Annotated in this window: 11 protein-coding genes and 1 pseudogene; 9 read left to right on the forward strand and 3 right to left on the reverse strand. The window is 73.3% G+C overall.

The features are described from left to right. Positions 1-264: 264 nt before the first annotated feature. Positions 265-1,647, forward strand: a complete 1,383-nt coding sequence (locus P2424_RS14570; RefSeq protein WP_276478976.1) for a hypothetical protein — start codon at positions 265-267, stop codon at positions 1,645-1,647. A gap of 100 nt (positions 1,648-1,747) precedes the next feature. Next, entirely contained in the window at positions 1,748-4,120 is a 2,373-nt protein-coding gene (locus P2424_RS14575; RefSeq protein ID WP_276476171.1) for an excinuclease ABC subunit UvrA, read from the forward strand. An 80-nt stretch (positions 4,121-4,200) separates the two neighbouring features. Here P2424_RS14575 and P2424_RS14580 read toward each other — a convergent pair whose 3' ends face one another. Further along, positions 4,201-4,962 (reverse strand): SDR family oxidoreductase, encoded by a 762-nt coding sequence (locus P2424_RS14580; protein ID WP_276476172.1) that lies wholly within the window; start codon positions 4,960-4,962, stop codon positions 4,201-4,203. Further along, positions 4,959-5,510, reverse strand: a complete 552-nt coding sequence (locus P2424_RS14585) for a cupin domain-containing protein (protein WP_276476173.1) — start codon at positions 5,508-5,510, stop codon at positions 4,959-4,961. Before P2424_RS14585 ends, P2424_RS14580 begins: the two co-directional genes overlap by 4 nt. Positions 5,511-5,962: 452 nt before the next feature. Here P2424_RS14585 and P2424_RS14590 point away from each other — a divergent pair, with 452 nt between their 5' ends. From P2424_RS14590 to P2424_RS14610, 5 genes and pseudogenes are all read left to right on the forward strand, one after another. Next, positions 5,963-6,331 (forward strand): anti-sigma factor antagonist, encoded by a 369-nt coding sequence (locus P2424_RS14590; protein WP_276476174.1) that lies wholly within the window; start codon positions 5,963-5,965, stop codon positions 6,329-6,331. Positions 6,332-6,600: 269 nt separating this feature from the next. Beyond that, on the forward strand, positions 6,601-7,584 hold the full coding sequence (locus P2424_RS14595; protein ID WP_276476175.1) for a tripartite tricarboxylate transporter substrate binding protein: 984 nt from the start codon (positions 6,601-6,603) through the stop codon (positions 7,582-7,584). After that, entirely contained in the window at positions 7,581-8,339 is a 759-nt protein-coding gene (locus P2424_RS14600; protein ID WP_276476176.1) for a tripartite tricarboxylate transporter TctB family protein, read from the forward strand. The genes P2424_RS14595 and P2424_RS14600 overlap by 4 nt, the downstream gene beginning before the upstream one ends. Positions 8,340-8,341: 2 nt before the next feature. Beyond that, positions 8,342-9,814, forward strand: a pseudogene (locus P2424_RS14605) (tripartite tricarboxylate transporter permease); the annotation flags it as partial. A 398-nt stretch (positions 9,815-10,212) separates the two neighbouring features. Then, positions 10,213-10,905 (forward strand): maleylpyruvate isomerase family mycothiol-dependent enzyme, encoded by a 693-nt coding sequence (locus tag P2424_RS14610; RefSeq protein WP_276476177.1) that lies wholly within the window; start codon positions 10,213-10,215, stop codon positions 10,903-10,905. 91 nt (positions 10,906-10,996) lie between these two features. On the opposite strand, the gene P2424_RS14615 is transcribed toward P2424_RS14610, so the two are convergent. Beyond that, positions 10,997-12,199, reverse strand: a complete 1,203-nt coding sequence (locus P2424_RS14615) for a VTT domain-containing protein (RefSeq protein WP_276476178.1) — start codon at positions 12,197-12,199, stop codon at positions 10,997-10,999. Positions 12,200-12,570: 371 nt separating this feature from the next. Between P2424_RS14615 and P2424_RS14620 the strand changes: the two genes are divergently transcribed. Together P2424_RS14620 and P2424_RS14625 are read left to right on the forward strand one after the other, a co-directional pair. Next, the gene (locus P2424_RS14620) at positions 12,571-14,226 is read left to right on the forward strand and encodes a M28 family metallopeptidase (RefSeq protein ID WP_276476179.1); all 1,656 of its coding nucleotides are present in this window, start codon (positions 12,571-12,573) and stop codon (positions 14,224-14,226) included. 267 nt (positions 14,227-14,493) lie between these two features. Beyond that, the gene (locus P2424_RS14625) at positions 14,494-14,790 is read left to right on the forward strand and encodes a type II toxin-antitoxin system VapB family antitoxin (RefSeq protein WP_003999914.1); all 297 of its coding nucleotides are present in this window, start codon (positions 14,494-14,496) and stop codon (positions 14,788-14,790) included. Positions 14,791-14,919: the final 129 nt, after the last annotated feature.

Below are 14,919 nucleotides of genomic sequence, written 5' to 3' on the forward strand. Positions count from 1 at the left end.
GCGCCAGGACGGCCCCGCGGGGGCCGGGAACCCATGACGAAACGCTGACATCCTCCCCTGGTGGCCCCCGCACGGCCCCGCGCGGCCTAACGTGCCCGTGTGGCTGCCGAACCCTCCTCCACCCGCCCGGACCGCGCCGAAGCCGGATCCGCTCCCGACGCCCGGGACACGCCCACCGAGGCCCGGGCCCCCCGCCAGCGCGGAGCCGGCGCCGCTCCGCGCACCGCCTCCCGGTGGCGCGGCCCCGGCTCCTGGCCGCGCGGGCTGCGCCCCGACCTGGCCGTCGTGGCGGCGGCCGGGGTACTGGTGACCGCGGCCGTCGTCATCGGCGGCGCCATCGAGCGGGAACACGGCACCCTGCGGGTCCACTGGCCGCCCTACTACGCCCACCTCGAACCGCACGTGGGCCCGGGCACACCGGCGGCGCTGCTGGTGGCCGGGGCCGTGCTGGGCTATGGACCCGCGCTGGCCGCGCGGCTGCGGTGGCGGCGGCTGCTGCCCGCGGTCTGGCTCGCCTCCATGGCCTGGATCTGGTCGCTGGCCATGGTCGACGGCTGGCACCGGGGCGTGGAGAACCAACTGACCTCCGCCTACGAGTACCTCCAGGAGATCGACCGGTTCGCGGACGCCGGTGCCGCGCTGCGCACCTTCACCGACCACATCCTGCTGCACTCCCCGGACAACTGGGTGCCCCATGTCGCGGGCCACCCGCCCGCCGCGGTGCTCACCTTCGTCGGACTCGACCGGGTGGGGCTCGGCGGCGGGCCGTGGGCCTCCGCGTGGGTCATCACCGTCGGCGCGTCGGCGGCGGCCGCCGTCCTGGTGGCCCTGCGCGCGCTCACCGACGAGGAGCACGCCCGCAGCGCGGCACCGTTCCTCGTCCTGGCGCCCACCGCCGTGTGGGTGGGGGTCTCCGCGGACGGCTACTTCACCGCGGTGGCCGCCTGGGCACTGGCCCTCCTCGCCCTGGCCGCGCGGTCGGGTGCGGGCGCGGTCCGCGCGCCGCGCACCGTCGCGTTCGCCGCCGGGCTGCTGTTCGGGCTCACCTGCTACCTGTCGTACGGGCTGACCCTGTGCGCGCTGCTCGGCCTCACCGTGCTCGCGCTGGCCCGCACCCTGCGGCCGCTGCCGTGGGTACTGGCCGGGGTCGCCGTGGTGGCGGCCGCCTTCACCCTCGCGGGCTTCGACTGGTGGGAGGGCTACCGGCTGCTGACCGAGCGGTACTACCAAGGCGCCGCACGCATCCGGCCGTACAGCTATTGGGTGTGGGGCAACCTCGCCTGCGCCGTGACCGCCGCCGGACCCGCGGCCGTCGCCGGGGCGCGGCGTGCGCTGGTGTCCGCGGCACGGACCGGGCGGCAGGCCGCCGCACGGCTCCGGGCCCGTCGGCCGGGCGGCGAGCTCGCGGCGGCCGGCCCGGACAGCCGGGCACGGCTCGCGGCGGTGGTGGCCACCGCGGTGCTGACGATCGCCGTCGCCGACCTGTCCGGCATGAGCAAGGCCGAGACCGAGCGGATCTGGCTGCCCTTCCTCACCTGGCTGCTGCCCGCGGCGGCGCTGCTGCCGCCGCGGGGCGCGCGGTACTGGCTGGCGGCCCAGGCGGCGACCGCGCTTGCGGTCAACCACCTGCTGCTGACCGGCTGGTGAGCCGCCCCGGCTGTCACACCCGCCTTCTAGGCTGACCGGTCGAGCACTTCCGTTGCGCCGGCCGGCGCGAAACGCCGGCCGGGAACCCAGGAGGACCAGGATGCCGGCCCAGAACACGCCGCTGACACCCGCCGACGGCCACACCGTCATCGAAGTGCGCGGAGCACGCGAGAACAACCTCGCGAACGTCTCCCTCGACCTGCCCAAGCGCAGGCTGACGGTCTTCACCGGAGTCTCGGGCTCGGGAAAGTCCTCGCTCGTCTTCGGAACGATCGCGGCGGAGTCGCAGCGGCTGATCAACGAGACGTACACGGCGTTCGTCCAGTCGTTCATGCCGAGCCTGGGCCGCCCCGACGTGGACAGCCTGCGCAACCTGAGTGCGGCGATCGTCGTCGATCAGGAGCGGATGGGTGCCAACTCCCGCTCCACCGTGGGCACCGCGACCGACGCCTACACGATGCTGCGGATCCTCTTCAGCCGCCTGGGCACCCCGCACGTCGGCCCCGCGACCGCGTTCAGTTTCAACAGCACCGAGGGCATGTGCGCCGAGTGCGAGGGACTGGGCCGGACCACGACGATCGACATCGAGCAGATCGTCGATGCCGGGCTGTCCGTACGCGAGGGAGCGCTCACCGCACCGGGGTTCGCGGTGGACAGCTGGTTCTGGCAGGTGGTCGTCAACTGCGGATTCTTCGACCCGGACAAGAAGGTGCGCGACTTCACCCCGAAGGAGCGGGAAGCGCTGCTGTACCAGCCGATGACGAAGGTCAAGGTCGGCACCACCAACCTCACCTACGAGGGTGCGGTCACCCGCATCCGGCGCACCTACCTGTCCAAGGACCGGGAGGCGTTGCAGGGCCACATACGGGAGTTCGTCGACCGGGCCGTCGTCTACACCGACTGCCCGGCGTGCGGCGGCAGCCGGCTCAGCCGGGCGGCGCTCTCCTCCCGGATCGACGGGCTGAACATCGCCGACTGCGCCGCCATGCAGATCAGCGACCTCGCCCCGTTCGTCCGCGGGCTGACCGACACCGGGGATTCCGCGGAGTCCCCGGGCTCCCCGGGCTCCGGCGGGGGGCAGCACGCGTCGAGCGGAGGGCAGGCCCATGTGGCGCCGCTGCGCGACGCGCTCTGCCAGACACTCGACTCCCTGGTCGACATCGGGCTGGGCTATCTGAGTCTGGACCGCCCGGCGGGGACGCTCTCCGGCGGCGAGGCGCAGCGGGTCAAGATGGTGCGCCATCTCGGCTCCAGCCTCACCGACGTCACCTACGTCTTCGACGAGCCCACCATCGGCCTGCACCCGCACGACATCCAGCGCATGAACGAACTGCTGCTGCTCCTGCGCGACAAGGGCAACACCGTCCTGGTGGTCGAGCACAAGCCGGAGGTCGTCGCCATCGCCGACCACGTCGTCGACCTCGGGCCCGGCGCGGGCACCGAGGGCGGCCGGATCTGCTACGAGGGTGACGTATCCGGGCTGCGTGCCTCCGGTACGCTCACCGGCCGCCATCTCAACCACCGCGCCCGGCTGCGCGAGACGGTCCGGGAGCCCAAGGGCGCGGTCCGGATCACCGGAGCGGACCTGCACAACCTCAAGAACGTCGACGTGGACGTCCCGCTGGGCGTCCTCACCGTCGTCACGGGCGTGGCGGGGTCCGGGAAGAGCTCGCTGATCCACGGCTACCTGTCCGGGCGGGACGGTGTACGGGTGGCCGACCAGTCCCCCATCCGCGGCTCCCGCCGCAGCAATCCGGCCACCTACACCGGGCTGCTCGGCCCCATCCGCACGGCCTTCGCCAAGGCCAACGGCGTCAAGCCGGCGCTCTTCTCGGCCAACTCGGCGGGTGCCTGCCCGAACTGCAACGGCATCGGGCTCGTCTGGACCGACCTGGCGATGATGGCCGGCGTCTCCTCGGTGTGCGAGGCGTGCGAGGGCAAACGCTTCACCCCGGCGGTGCTGGAGTACACACTGCGCGGCAAGAACATCAGCGACGTGCTGGGCATGTCGGTGGCCGAGGCGGCCGCGTTCCTCCCCACCGGGCAGGCCGCGGCGATCCTGGGCCGCCTCGCGGACGTCGGTCTGAGCTACCTGCGGCTGGGGCAGCCGCTGAACACCCTCTCCGGCGGCGAGCGCCAGCGGCTGAAACTGGCCATCCACATGGCCGAGAAGGCCGCGACCTACGTCCTGGACGAGCCGACGACGGGGCTGCACATGGCCGATGTCGACCAACTGCTGGCGCTGCTGGACCGGCTGGTCGAGGACGGAAACTCGGTCGTCGTCATCGAGCATCATCTGGCGGTGATGGCCCACGCGGACTGGATCATCGACCTCGGACCGGGTGGTGGACACGACGGCGGGAAGGTGCTGTTCACCGGTCCGCCCGCCGAACTCGTCACCGGTGCGGACACGCTGACGGCACAGCATCTGCGCGGCTATGCGGGTGCGGCCGCCGGGCAGCCCGCCGGCTGAGCCGGGGGCGTCACCGGGCGCCGCGTCCTGGCGGGGTGGCGGCCAAAACCGCACGGGGACCCGGCCGCACGGGGGCGAGGTCACCACGAGGGCCGGGCCGACACCCCGCCGTCCAGCACGAGATCGTGCCCGTTGATCCAGCGGGCCCGCGGCGAGGCGAGGAAGACGCACGCATCCCCCACGTCCTCCGCGGTGCCCAGCCGCCCGTCCGGCGCCGCCGCGCGCCAGCGCCGCACGCCCTCGGGCCACTGCTCCTCGATCCCGTCCCGCGCCACCAGCCCGGGCGAGACGGTGTTCACCCGCACCCCGAGCGGCCCGTACTCCAGCGCCGCGGCCCGGGCGTGCGCGACGATCGCGGCCTTGGACGCGGCGTAGTGCGCATGCCCCGGCGCGGGCTGCGCCGCCTCGACGGAGGCGACGTGCGTGATACTGCCGCCGCCGCGCTCCGCCAGCAGCGGAGCCGCCGCCTGGGTGCAGCAGAAGACGCTGGAGAGGTTGGTGTCGACAACCGCGCGCCACTCCTGGACCGTCATCCCGGCCAGCTCCCGCACGGGTTGCACCCCCGCGTTGTTGACCAGCGCGCCGAGCCCCGCGGCGCGCCACCCGGCCGCCTCGGCGACCACGGCGCGGCAGCCCTCCTCCGTGGCCAGTTCACCGTGCACGGCCAGCGCTTCCCCGCCGTCCCGCTCGATCGCGGCGACGGTCGCGCGAGCGCCCGCCGGATCACCGCGGTAGTGCACCGCCACCGGCGCGCCCGCCGCCGCGAACCGCAGGGCGATGCCGCGCCCGATGCCGCCGGAGGCGCCCGTCACCAGCACCGTGCGCGACGCCGCCGCGCTCATCGGGCCAGCTCCCGGATCAGCCCCGCGTGCTCGGGGTACGCGCGGGCGAGCGCCTCCGCGTCGCCGTGCTCGTAGTCCGCGTCGGTGTAGCCGGGGGCCATCGTGCAGCCGAACAGCGTCCACGTACCCGCCCGGCCTCGCGGCTCGCCGGGCCCCGGTTCGCTTGGATTCGGCCCGCCCGGTTCCGGCCCGCCCGTGCCGTGCCGGGCGACCCGGGCGCCCATCCAGGTACCGGCGGGCACCGTGAGCTGCACCTGGTGTCCCGCACCCAGCACATCGGGCCCGAGCACCGGCGTCCTCGACGTGCCCTCGGGCCCGAGCAGCAGCAGTTCCAGCGGGGAGCCCAGATAGTGGTGCCACACCTCGTCGGAGGGCAGCCGGTGCAGCGCGCAGTAGTCGTCCGGCACGTCGGTCAGCAGCATCACGATCGCGGAGCCCTCCGGCCGGCCGTCGCCGCGTTCGGGTCCCGCCCACAGCCGCCGGAACCGGCCGCCCTCGCGTGGCAGCGGCTCCAGTCCGTAGTGCGCTGCCAGTGCCTCCGCTGTCACGCGTGCCTCGTCTCCCGCCTCGCGTCGCATTCCTCAGCCCTGCCCCGGCCGTGCGTGCGCCATGCGCCCTTCATGCGCCCCTCCCGGCTCCGCAGAACTCTGCTGTCACTCGGACGAGTGAGATCGAGGCACTGAGGGGTTCGGTGTCCGCACTCCCGCCTCAGCAGCCCCAGGACATGCTTAGAGTGCACCTGTTCGGCCCCGGGCCCGGACTCCCGGACCCCGGGTTCCCGGACCCCGGCCGGACGGCCCGACCGCCGAACGGCCGAACGGTCCGACCGCCGGACGCACAGCACGCGCACATGCGACCGGCGCCAGGCGCCGCGCCACCACCCCTCGCCCCTCGCTCCCCTCGCTCCCGTCGCCTCCCTTCGCCCCCCATGCCCCACCGCCGCAGCACCCACCCGATCCGCACAGCCCTCCGTACCGCCCGCAAGTGGAAGGGGTCTTCGATGGTCGCCGTCCCGCGCTCCGACACCCCGGGCTCCGCCCGGTTCCGGACCGTACGCGCGAGGGGCGAACTGGACATCGCGACACTGCCCGAGCTGGAGAGCGACCTGGTCCGGGCCCTCTCGGACACCGCGCCGCCCCGGGTCGTCCTGGACATGCGGGACGTGACGTTCCTGGACTGCTCGGTGCTCCGCGTCCTGCTGCGGGCCCGCTCGACCGCGCTCGCCCGGGAGGGCTGGCTGGTGCTGCTCTGCGGGCAGATGCCGGTCGGCAGACTGCTGCGGCGACTGGAGCTGGGCCGGTCCCTGCCCCGGTACCCCTCCGTCGACGCCCTCGACGCGGCCCTGCCTCCCGCCGAAGACCTGCACTGAGCCCTCCCGGCTCCCCGCTTCCGCCACGGCGGCGGGCCGGAAGAGCCACCGGGCGCGCCCGGCCGCGCGCACCTCCACGGCGCCACCGCACCCGCTCTCCCGTGCCCGGACGCCGTCGCGCGCCGACCGCTCCGGAAGCGGGACCACAACGACCACAACGTCCAATACTTTTCTTGCTGTACGAGGGCAGACACCGCCCCGCCGCCCGGGCAGCATGTGGGCCTTCCCCTCCCGTCCCCCCGGACTGCCTCGGAAAGGCGGTGTTCCGCGTGCGCTCGCGCGCCCTGCTCTCCCCTCTGGCCGCCGCGGCGGTCGTGCTGCTCGTCCCCCCGCTGATCACTTCCGGCAGCGGCGCCTCGGGCGGCACGAACATCCCCGGCCTGCGCTTCATGGTGCCCAACACCCCCGGCGGCGGCTACGACATCACCGCACGTACAGCGGCCAAGAACGCCGAGGACGCCGGCCTCAACCACAACATCGAGGTCTACAACCTGCCCGGCGCCGGCGGCACCGTCGGCCTCAGCCGGCTCGTCAACGAGCGCGGCAACGGCAAGCTGACGATGTCCATGGGCCTCGGCGTGGTCGGCGCCGTCCACACCAACGACGCGCCCTCCACCCTCGCCGACGCGACGCCGGTCGCCCGGCTCACGGAGGAGCCCGACATCGTGGTCGTCGCCAAGAACTCCAAGTACAAGACGTTCCGGCAGCTCCTGTCCGACTGGAAGAAACACCCGGGCGCCATGCCGGTCGGCGGCGGGTCCTCGCCGGGCGGTCCCGACCACCTGGCGCCGATGCTGATGGCCCGCGCCGCGGGGATCAGGACCAAGGAGGTCAACTACGTGCCGTTCGACGGCGGCGGCGAACTGCTGGCCTCCGTACTGGGCGGCAAAGTCGCCTTCGGCGTCTCCGGTCTGGGCGAGTACCGCGACCAGATCGAGTCCGGCGAGCTGCGCCTGCTCGCCGTCACCGGCCCGAAGCGGGCCGCGGGCTTCGACGCGCCCACCCTCAAGGAGTCCGGCATCGACGTGGAGTTCACCAACTGGCGCGGCATGATGGCCCCGCCCGGGCTCTCCGAGGCCCAGCGGGACAAACTCGTCCGCTTCCTGCGCGAGTTGCGGCGCTCCGAGCAGTGGCGCGACTCGCTGCGGACCAACGGCTGGGAAGATGCCTGGCTGCCCGGCGACAAGTACGGCCGCTTCCTCAAACGCGAGGACGAACGCGTGAACTCCGTCCTGAAGGAGCTGGGGCAGTGAGCAACGCGAGCGACACCCGATCCCCCCGCCTCCCGCGCGGCCCGCGGGCGTCCCGGCCGGACGGGCGGGCACGAACCGGCGCCGCGCGGCGCCGCGGCTACTCCGAACTCGGCCTGTGCGCACTGCTGCTGGCCGTCGGCGTCCTCGTACTGAGCGACGCGCTCACCATGGACACCGTCGCCTCGGCACGCGGCCCGGTCGGTCCCCGCACTGTCCCCCTCGTCGTCGGGACGGCGCTGCTGGTCGTCTCCGTCGTGCTCACCGTCGACGTCCTGCGCGGCGCCGCCGGAGACGGCACGGCCGGGGGCGGCACGACCGGGGGCGGTACGACGACGCCCCCGGAGCCCGGGGACGCGCAGACCCCGCGCCCGGAGCCGGGGAGCCAGACAGCCGCGGTACCGGAGCAGGGGAGTCCACGCACCGCGCAACCGGACGCGGCGGACGGGAAAGACGCGGCGGACGGGAAAGACGCAGCCGGGGCGGTCGACGCGGAGGCGGACGAGCCCGGCGACTGGCGTACCGTCGCGCTCCTCACGGGAGTCTTCCTCGCCTTCGCCGCACTGATCGAACCGCTCGGCTTCCCCCTCGCGGGCGCCCTGCTCTTCTGGGGCTCGGCCTTCACGCTGGGCAGCCGCCGCCATGCCCTCACCCGTGACCCGCTGATCGCCGCCGGGCTCTCCCTGCTCACCTACACGGTCTTCCACCTCCTCCTCGGCGTCCATCTGCCGGGCGGACCACTGATGGGAGTGATGTGACCATGGATTCCGTCAACTCCCTGATCGACGGCTTCGGCACCGCGCTGACCCCGCTCAACCTGCTGTGGGCCGCCGTGGGCGTGCTGCTGGGTACCGCCATCGGCGTCCTGCCGGGCATCGGTCCCGCGATGGCCGTCGCGCTGCTGCTGCCGGTCACCTACGGCCTCGACCCGACCGCCGCGTTCATCATGTTCGCCGGGATCTACTACGGCGGAATGTTCGGCGGCTCGACGACCTCCATCCTGCTCAACACCCCCGGGGAGAGCGCGGCGGTGATCGCCGCCATCGAAGGCAACCCGATGGCCAAGGCCGGACGCGGCTCCCAGGCCCTCGCCGCCGCGGCCGTCGGGCACTTCGCGGGCGGCATGATCGGCACCGTCCTGCTCGTCCTCCTCGCCCCGACCGTGGCGAGCCTTGCGGTGGACATCGGCGCCCCCGACTACTTCGCCATCATGGTGATGGCCTTCATCGCCGTCACCTCCGTCCTCGGCTCCTCCCGCGTCCGCGGCTTCGCCTCCCTGCTGATCGGCCTGACCCTGGGACTGGTCGGCCTGGACCAGATGACCGGCCAGCAGCGGCTGACCTTCGGCAGCCTGCAACTCTCGGACGGCATCGACGTCGTGATCGTCGCGGTCGGCCTCTTCGCCATCGGCGAGGCCCTGTGGGTCGCCGCGCACCTGCGGCGCGACCCCGGCACCTCCATCCCGGTGGGCCGCCCGTGGCTGGGCCGTGACGAACTGCGGCGCACCTGGAAGCCGTGGCTGCGCGGGCCGCTCATCGGCTTCCCCTTCGGGGCGATCCCGGCAGGCGGCGCGGAGATCCCCACATTCCTCTCCTACATCACCGAGAAGCGGCTCTCGAAGCATCGCAAGGAGTTCGGCAAGGGCGCCGTCGAGGGCGTCGCCGGACCCGAGTCGGCCGCCTCCGCCTCGGCGGCGGGCACACTCGTCTCGATGCTGACCCTCGGGCTGCCGACGACCGCCGTCGCGGCCGTGATGCTCGCCGCCTTCCAGCAGTACGGCATCCAGCCCGGCCCGCTGCTCTTCGAACGGGAACCCGAACTGGTGTGGGGGCTGATCGCCTCGCTCTTCATCGGGATGGCGATGCTGCTCGTCCTCAACCTGCCGCTGGCTCCCGTCTGGTCCAAGCTGCTGCGCGTCCCGCGCCCCTACCTGTACGCGGGGATCCTCTTCTTCGCGGCGGTCGGTGCCTACGCGGTCGGCGGCCAGGCTGTCGACGTCGTGATCCTCCTCGTCATCGGGCTCCTCGGAGTGCTGATGCGGCGCTACGGGCTGCCGGTGCTCCCCGCGATCATCGGCGTCATCCTGGGCCCCAACGCCGAGCAACAGTTGCGCAGAGCGCTCCAGATCAGCGACGGGGACGTCATCGGACTGGTCAACACCCCGTTCTCCGTCACCGTCTACGCGGTGATCGCGACCGTCCTGCTGTGGCCTCTGCTGAAGCGCCTGCTGCCCGCACGCGGCGGTCCCGCACCGTCCGCGGTCACGGGCGGGAAGCGCGCCGCGCGTGCGACCGGGACCGGCGAGAAGAACAAGACGGCCGAGAAAGGCGAGAAAGGCGAGGAACGCGAGGAGGTCGAGGAAGGCGAGGAAGGCGAGAAGGCGAGAAGGACCGGGCCGTGAGCGGAGACTGACCCCTCCGGCGGAGCAGCCTGCCGAGCCCCGCGTCCCGTCCCGGTCCCCCGTCCGGGACGGGACGCGGCTTGCGTACCGGCAGAGCGGACGCGGCTTCCGTACCCGCACAGCACTCGCCCCGGAGCGTCCCCGCCGCGCACAGCCTGCTTCCGGCCGCCGGAGCTGCCCGGCGTACCCGCTCGGGGCGATGTCAGTGGGCTGAGCTAGTTTCGCCGGTCATGGACTCGCATTCGCTGCTCCGCCATCTGCGCGACGAACTCGGCACGTTCCGCGGATACCTCGACCGGGATGTCGGCGCACCGGTCGAGCACTGCGGCGCGTGGACGCTGCACGATCTGGCCGAACATCCGGGCGGCTCGAATCTGTTCGCGGCGGCAGCCGTCACCGCACAGCGAGGTGACCACCCGGCCACTCCGGCCCCCCGCGATCCGTCGGAGCTGCCGCGATGGTTCGAGGAGACGTCCCGGACGCTGCCCACCGCCCTGGACACGGACCCGGCCGCCCCCGCCTGGACGTTCCATCCGCCGGGCACCGTCGGGTTCTGGCAGCGACGCCGCGCGCTCGAAACACTCGTACACCGGTGGGACGCGGAGAACGCGCTGGGCGCAGCCCGGCCGCTCGACCCCGAACTCGCCGGCGAAGGGGTGGCGGAGGTCTTCGACACCCTGGCGCCCAGACAGGTGGCACGGGGCCGGGCGCATCCGCCGCGGAGCGCCCTGCGCCTGACGGCCACGGACCTCGGAACGCCCTGGACGTACGGTCCCGGGGCTCCCGTCGCCACACTCGCGGGGCCCGCGGATCATCTCCTGCTCCTGCTGTGGGGCCGGATGTCCCACAGCAGCGCGGCAGTGACCTGGCACGGCGACCGCGAGACCGGCCTGGAGTTGCTCTCCGGCACCCTGACGCCCTGACGCCGACCTGCCGCGCCGGGCCGCGGGCTGCTCGGGGGCTCCGGGACCTCGGGAGGTCTTCGGACCGTCGGCGATCCGCCGGGCGCGTGTCTCAGCGGCGGGCGTGCCGACCGCGCCCGGTGCGGTTCTGGGGAGCGGACGGGTCCTCGGGTGGGGCGGGCGGGCCCTGCGGTGCTGCGCCGTCGTCGTACGGGTCGGGCGCACCGTGCGGGTTCTGCGCCCCCGCACCCGTGCCGTAGGGGTCCTGCGGGACCTGGGAGGCGCCAGGCGCCGCCCCACCGTACGGAGTGCCCTGCGGCGCACCGCCGGAGGCGCCGTACGGGACCTCGGGCGGAAGCGGACTGCCGCTGCCGTACGCACCGGGAGCACCAGGAGCACCAGGAGCACCAGGCGGCATCGTCCCGCCGGGTCCGTGGCCCGGCGCTGCCTGGCCGCCCTGGCCCTGGTACGCGCCGTGCCCCTGGTACGCGCCCTGTCCCTGCCCCTGTCCCTGGTACGGGTCCTGCCCCGGATAGGCACCCTGGCCCTGCTGCGGCCCCTGACCTGGACGGCCCTGCCCCGGTCCGCCGGGGGCGCCCGGGTGGTGTCCGGGAGCGCCGGGGGCGCCCGGGGCCGGAGGGTGGTCCTGCGCCTGGGCGGGTGAGCCCGGTGCCTCGTCCCCGGCGTCGGCGGCACCGCCCTTGCGGCGGCTGCGCAGGTACTCGATCACGATCGGGAGGACCGACAGCAGCACGATGCCGACGAGGAAGGACTCGATGTGCTCGTGCACCAGGTCGATCTGCCCCAGTGCCGCGCCCAGCAGGGTGACACCGGCGCCCCACAGGGTGCCGCCGATGATGTTGAAGAGAACGAAGGACCGGTACCGCATCCTGCTGACACCGGCGATGATCGGGGTGAACGTCCGCACGATCGGTACGAACCGGGCCAGCACCAGCGACTTCGGGCCGTGCTTCTCGAAGAACTCGTGCGCCTTCTCGACGTTCTCCTGCTTGAAGAACCGCGAGTCGGGCCGCTTGAAGAGCGTCGGCCCCACCTTCTTGCCGAACAGATATCCGGCCTGGTCGCCCAGCACCGCGGCGAGCACGATCAGCAGGCACATCAGCCACAGCGGCATGTGGAGCTGGTCGGTGACGATCAGGAGCCCCGTGGTGAACAGGAGCGAGTCGCCGGGCAGGAAGAAGCCGATGAGCAGGCCCGACTCCGCGAAGACGATCGCCAGGATCCCGACCGGGCCGAAGGTCTGGATCAGGAAGTCCGGATCCAGCCAGCTGGGTCCTAGTGCGAGGTTGGTCACGGAAGGCTCCTGATCAGGGGCGCGGGGCGGGGTGTCTCCCGGCCGGTGGGCCGGTGGGCGGCGCGGCGAAACGGCACACGGGCGGTATCGGACGCTACACGCTACCAACGCGGGCCCCCGCCCCCAGCGTTCCCGGCCGTGGGCCCCGGGGGCCCGGGGGCCCGCGCGGGAGCCGGAAGCCCGGACGGGAGCCGGGACGGACCGCGAACCCGGCGGACGACGCGACGGTACACGCACAGGCGTTCCCTCCGGGCCCGGCGGCCACTAGCTTCCCTCTCACCGAGTCCCCGCGTCCGGATCCCGGACGCGGGGGCATGGAGCACCAGAGAGCACCACACGCCGAACAGCCGTTCCCCGAAAGGACCACGACTGTGTCCGTACCGCTCCGCTCCCCCCGCTCCTCGCGCGCGCTGCGCCGGAGATCCGTGGCGGCACTGGCCGCGACCGCGCTGGCCACCCCGCTGCTGCTGATCTCGTCCCCCGCAGCCGCTGAGCAGTCCGCCGCCGACCGGAAGCCGCCCCGCCAGTCCGCGAAGCAGTCCGCGAAGAAGGGCGACAAGCTGGCCAGGAAACTGGTCCGGCGCACCAGCGGGCACGGTGCCCGCAAGCACCTGGCGGCTCTCAGCGCCATCGCCCATTTCAGCGACGGCAACCGCGGCGCCGGCTCCGCGGGCCACGACCGCTCCGCGCGGTACGCGGGCACCCTGCTCAAGGCGGCCGGCTACAAGGTCACCTACCAGAAGTTCGAGTTCACCTTCCGCGAGACCCTCGCCGAGAAGCTGTCCGTGCTCGGCCCGAACCAGCGCGACGTCCCGATCACGCTGATGACCTATACGAAGAGCACCCCCGAGGGCGGCATCGAGGCCCCGGTCGCGGTGGTGCCGGTCGACGCCGACGGCACCACGGGCTGCGAGGCCGCCGACTACGCACAGGGCGCGTTCGACGGCAGGATCGCGCTGATCAAGCGCGGCGGCTGCACCTTCGCGCAGAAGCAGGCGACCGCCGCCGACGCGGGCGCGGTCGGCGCGGTGGTCTACAACAACGAGGACGGCGCGCTCAACGGCACTCTCGGCAGCCCGGACGACGCCCGCATCCCCACGGGCGGCATCACCCTGGCCGACGGGGAGGCACTCGCCGAGCAGGCGGCCGACGGCGACGTCACCGTCAACCTGGAGGTGCGCGAGCACCAGGAGCAGCGCACCACCCAGAACGTCCTCGCGGAGACCCGCGGCGGCGACCCGGACAACACGGTGATGCTCGGCGCCCATCTCGACTCCGTCCCCGAGGGGCCCGGCATCAACGACAACGGCTCCGGTTCGGCGGGCGTCCTGGAGACCGCCCTCCAACTGGCCAGGGCCGACCACAAGGGCAAGCACGCGAACAAAGTCCGCTTCGCGCTGTGGAGCGCCGAGGAGCTGGGCCTGCTCGGCGCCGAGCACTATGTGTCGCAGCTGTCGGCCGCCGAGCGCGGGAAGATCTCGCTCTATCTGAACTTCGACATGATCGCGAGCCCCAACTACGGAATGTTCGCCTACGACGGCGACGACTCCGACGGCACGGGCGCGGGCCCCGGCCCGGAGGGCTCGGCGGTACTGGAGAAGGACCTGGTGGACTTCCTCGCCACCCGCGGGACGGAGACCCGCGGCACCGACTTCACCGGCCGCTCCGACTACGGTCCGTTCATCGAGGCGGGCATTCCCTCGGGGGGCACGTTCACCGGCGCCGAGGGGATCAAGACCGCCGAGCAGCAGAAGCTGTGGGGCGGCACGGCCGGAGAGGCCTACGACGGCTGCTACCACCAGGCGTGCGACACCCTGGGGAACATCGACCCCCGCGCCTTCGACCTGAACGTCAAGGCCATCGCCGACGCCGTCGGCCATTACGCGTGGGACACCAGTGCGCTGCCGCGCGGTACCGACCGCCCGGCAGCCCAGCGTCTGGCCGCCACGGAGTCGGCCGACGGCGCCGCGCCCGCGGCCGGGAAGCCGGCCACAGGCCCGTACAAGGGCGCCCGCCTGGTCCGCTGATCCAGCCTTCCGCGGCCCCCGCCGTCCGCGTGCGGCGCCGGACGCTCGGCGTCCGGCGCCCGTGCGGCCGCACCGCCGCGTTGTCCACAGGCTGTGGACAACGCGGCGGTGCGGCACTCCCGCCTCGCACCCGACGAATCCCCCGCGCACTTCTCCACCGTCCGCCCACGGTCTGCCCACTTTCTCTCCGCTTTACCGGCGAATCACCCGGATTGCACCACCGGCACCGGGCTGCGCCCGGTACCGGTAGCCCGGTAGGCTTTCCGTGTGATCTTCAAGCGAATCGGAAACGGGCGGCCTTACCCCGACCATGGCCGGGAGAGCACCCGCCAGTGGGCGGATGTGGCCCCGCGCCCGGTGCGCCTTGACCAGCTCGTCACCACCAAGGGCCAGCTCGACCTGGAGACGCTGCTCGCGGAGGATTCGACGTTCTACGGCGATCTGTTCGCCCACGTCGTGAAGTGGCAGGGTGATCTGTACCTGGAGGACGGACTGCACCGCGCGGTGCGCGCGGCACTCCAGCAGCGCCAGGTGCTGCACGCGCGCGTCCTCGAACTGGACTGACCACGGCTCCTCGCCCCGGTCGCCCACCACCGCCCCGCCTCGACCGCCCCTGCGCCGCGTTCGAACCCCGGCCGGTCACCCTCCCGACTCGGTGACCGGAGGCTCCCCGCGTTCCCCCGTTCAGGTACG

Origin of the sequence: Streptomyces sp. WMMB303 (assembly GCF_029351045.1) — a bacterium.
Lineage (GTDB): Bacteria > Actinomycetota > Actinomycetes > Streptomycetales > Streptomycetaceae > Streptomyces.

Coding starts and splice junctions, on each gene's coding strand:
- P2424_RS14590 (WP_276476174.1), top strand. CDS start 5,963: ATGGTCGCCGTCCCGCGCTCCGACACCCCGGGCTCCGCCCGGTTCCGG.
- P2424_RS14610 (WP_276476177.1), top strand. CDS start 10,213: ATGGACTCGCATTCGCTGCTCCGCCATCTGCGCGACGAACTCGGCACG.
- P2424_RS14580 (WP_276476172.1), bottom strand. CDS start 4,962: ATGAGCGCGGCGGCGTCGCGCACGGTGCTGGTGACGGGCGCCTCCGGC.
- P2424_RS14575 (WP_276476171.1), top strand. CDS start 1,748: ATGCCGGCCCAGAACACGCCGCTGACACCCGCCGACGGCCACACCGTC.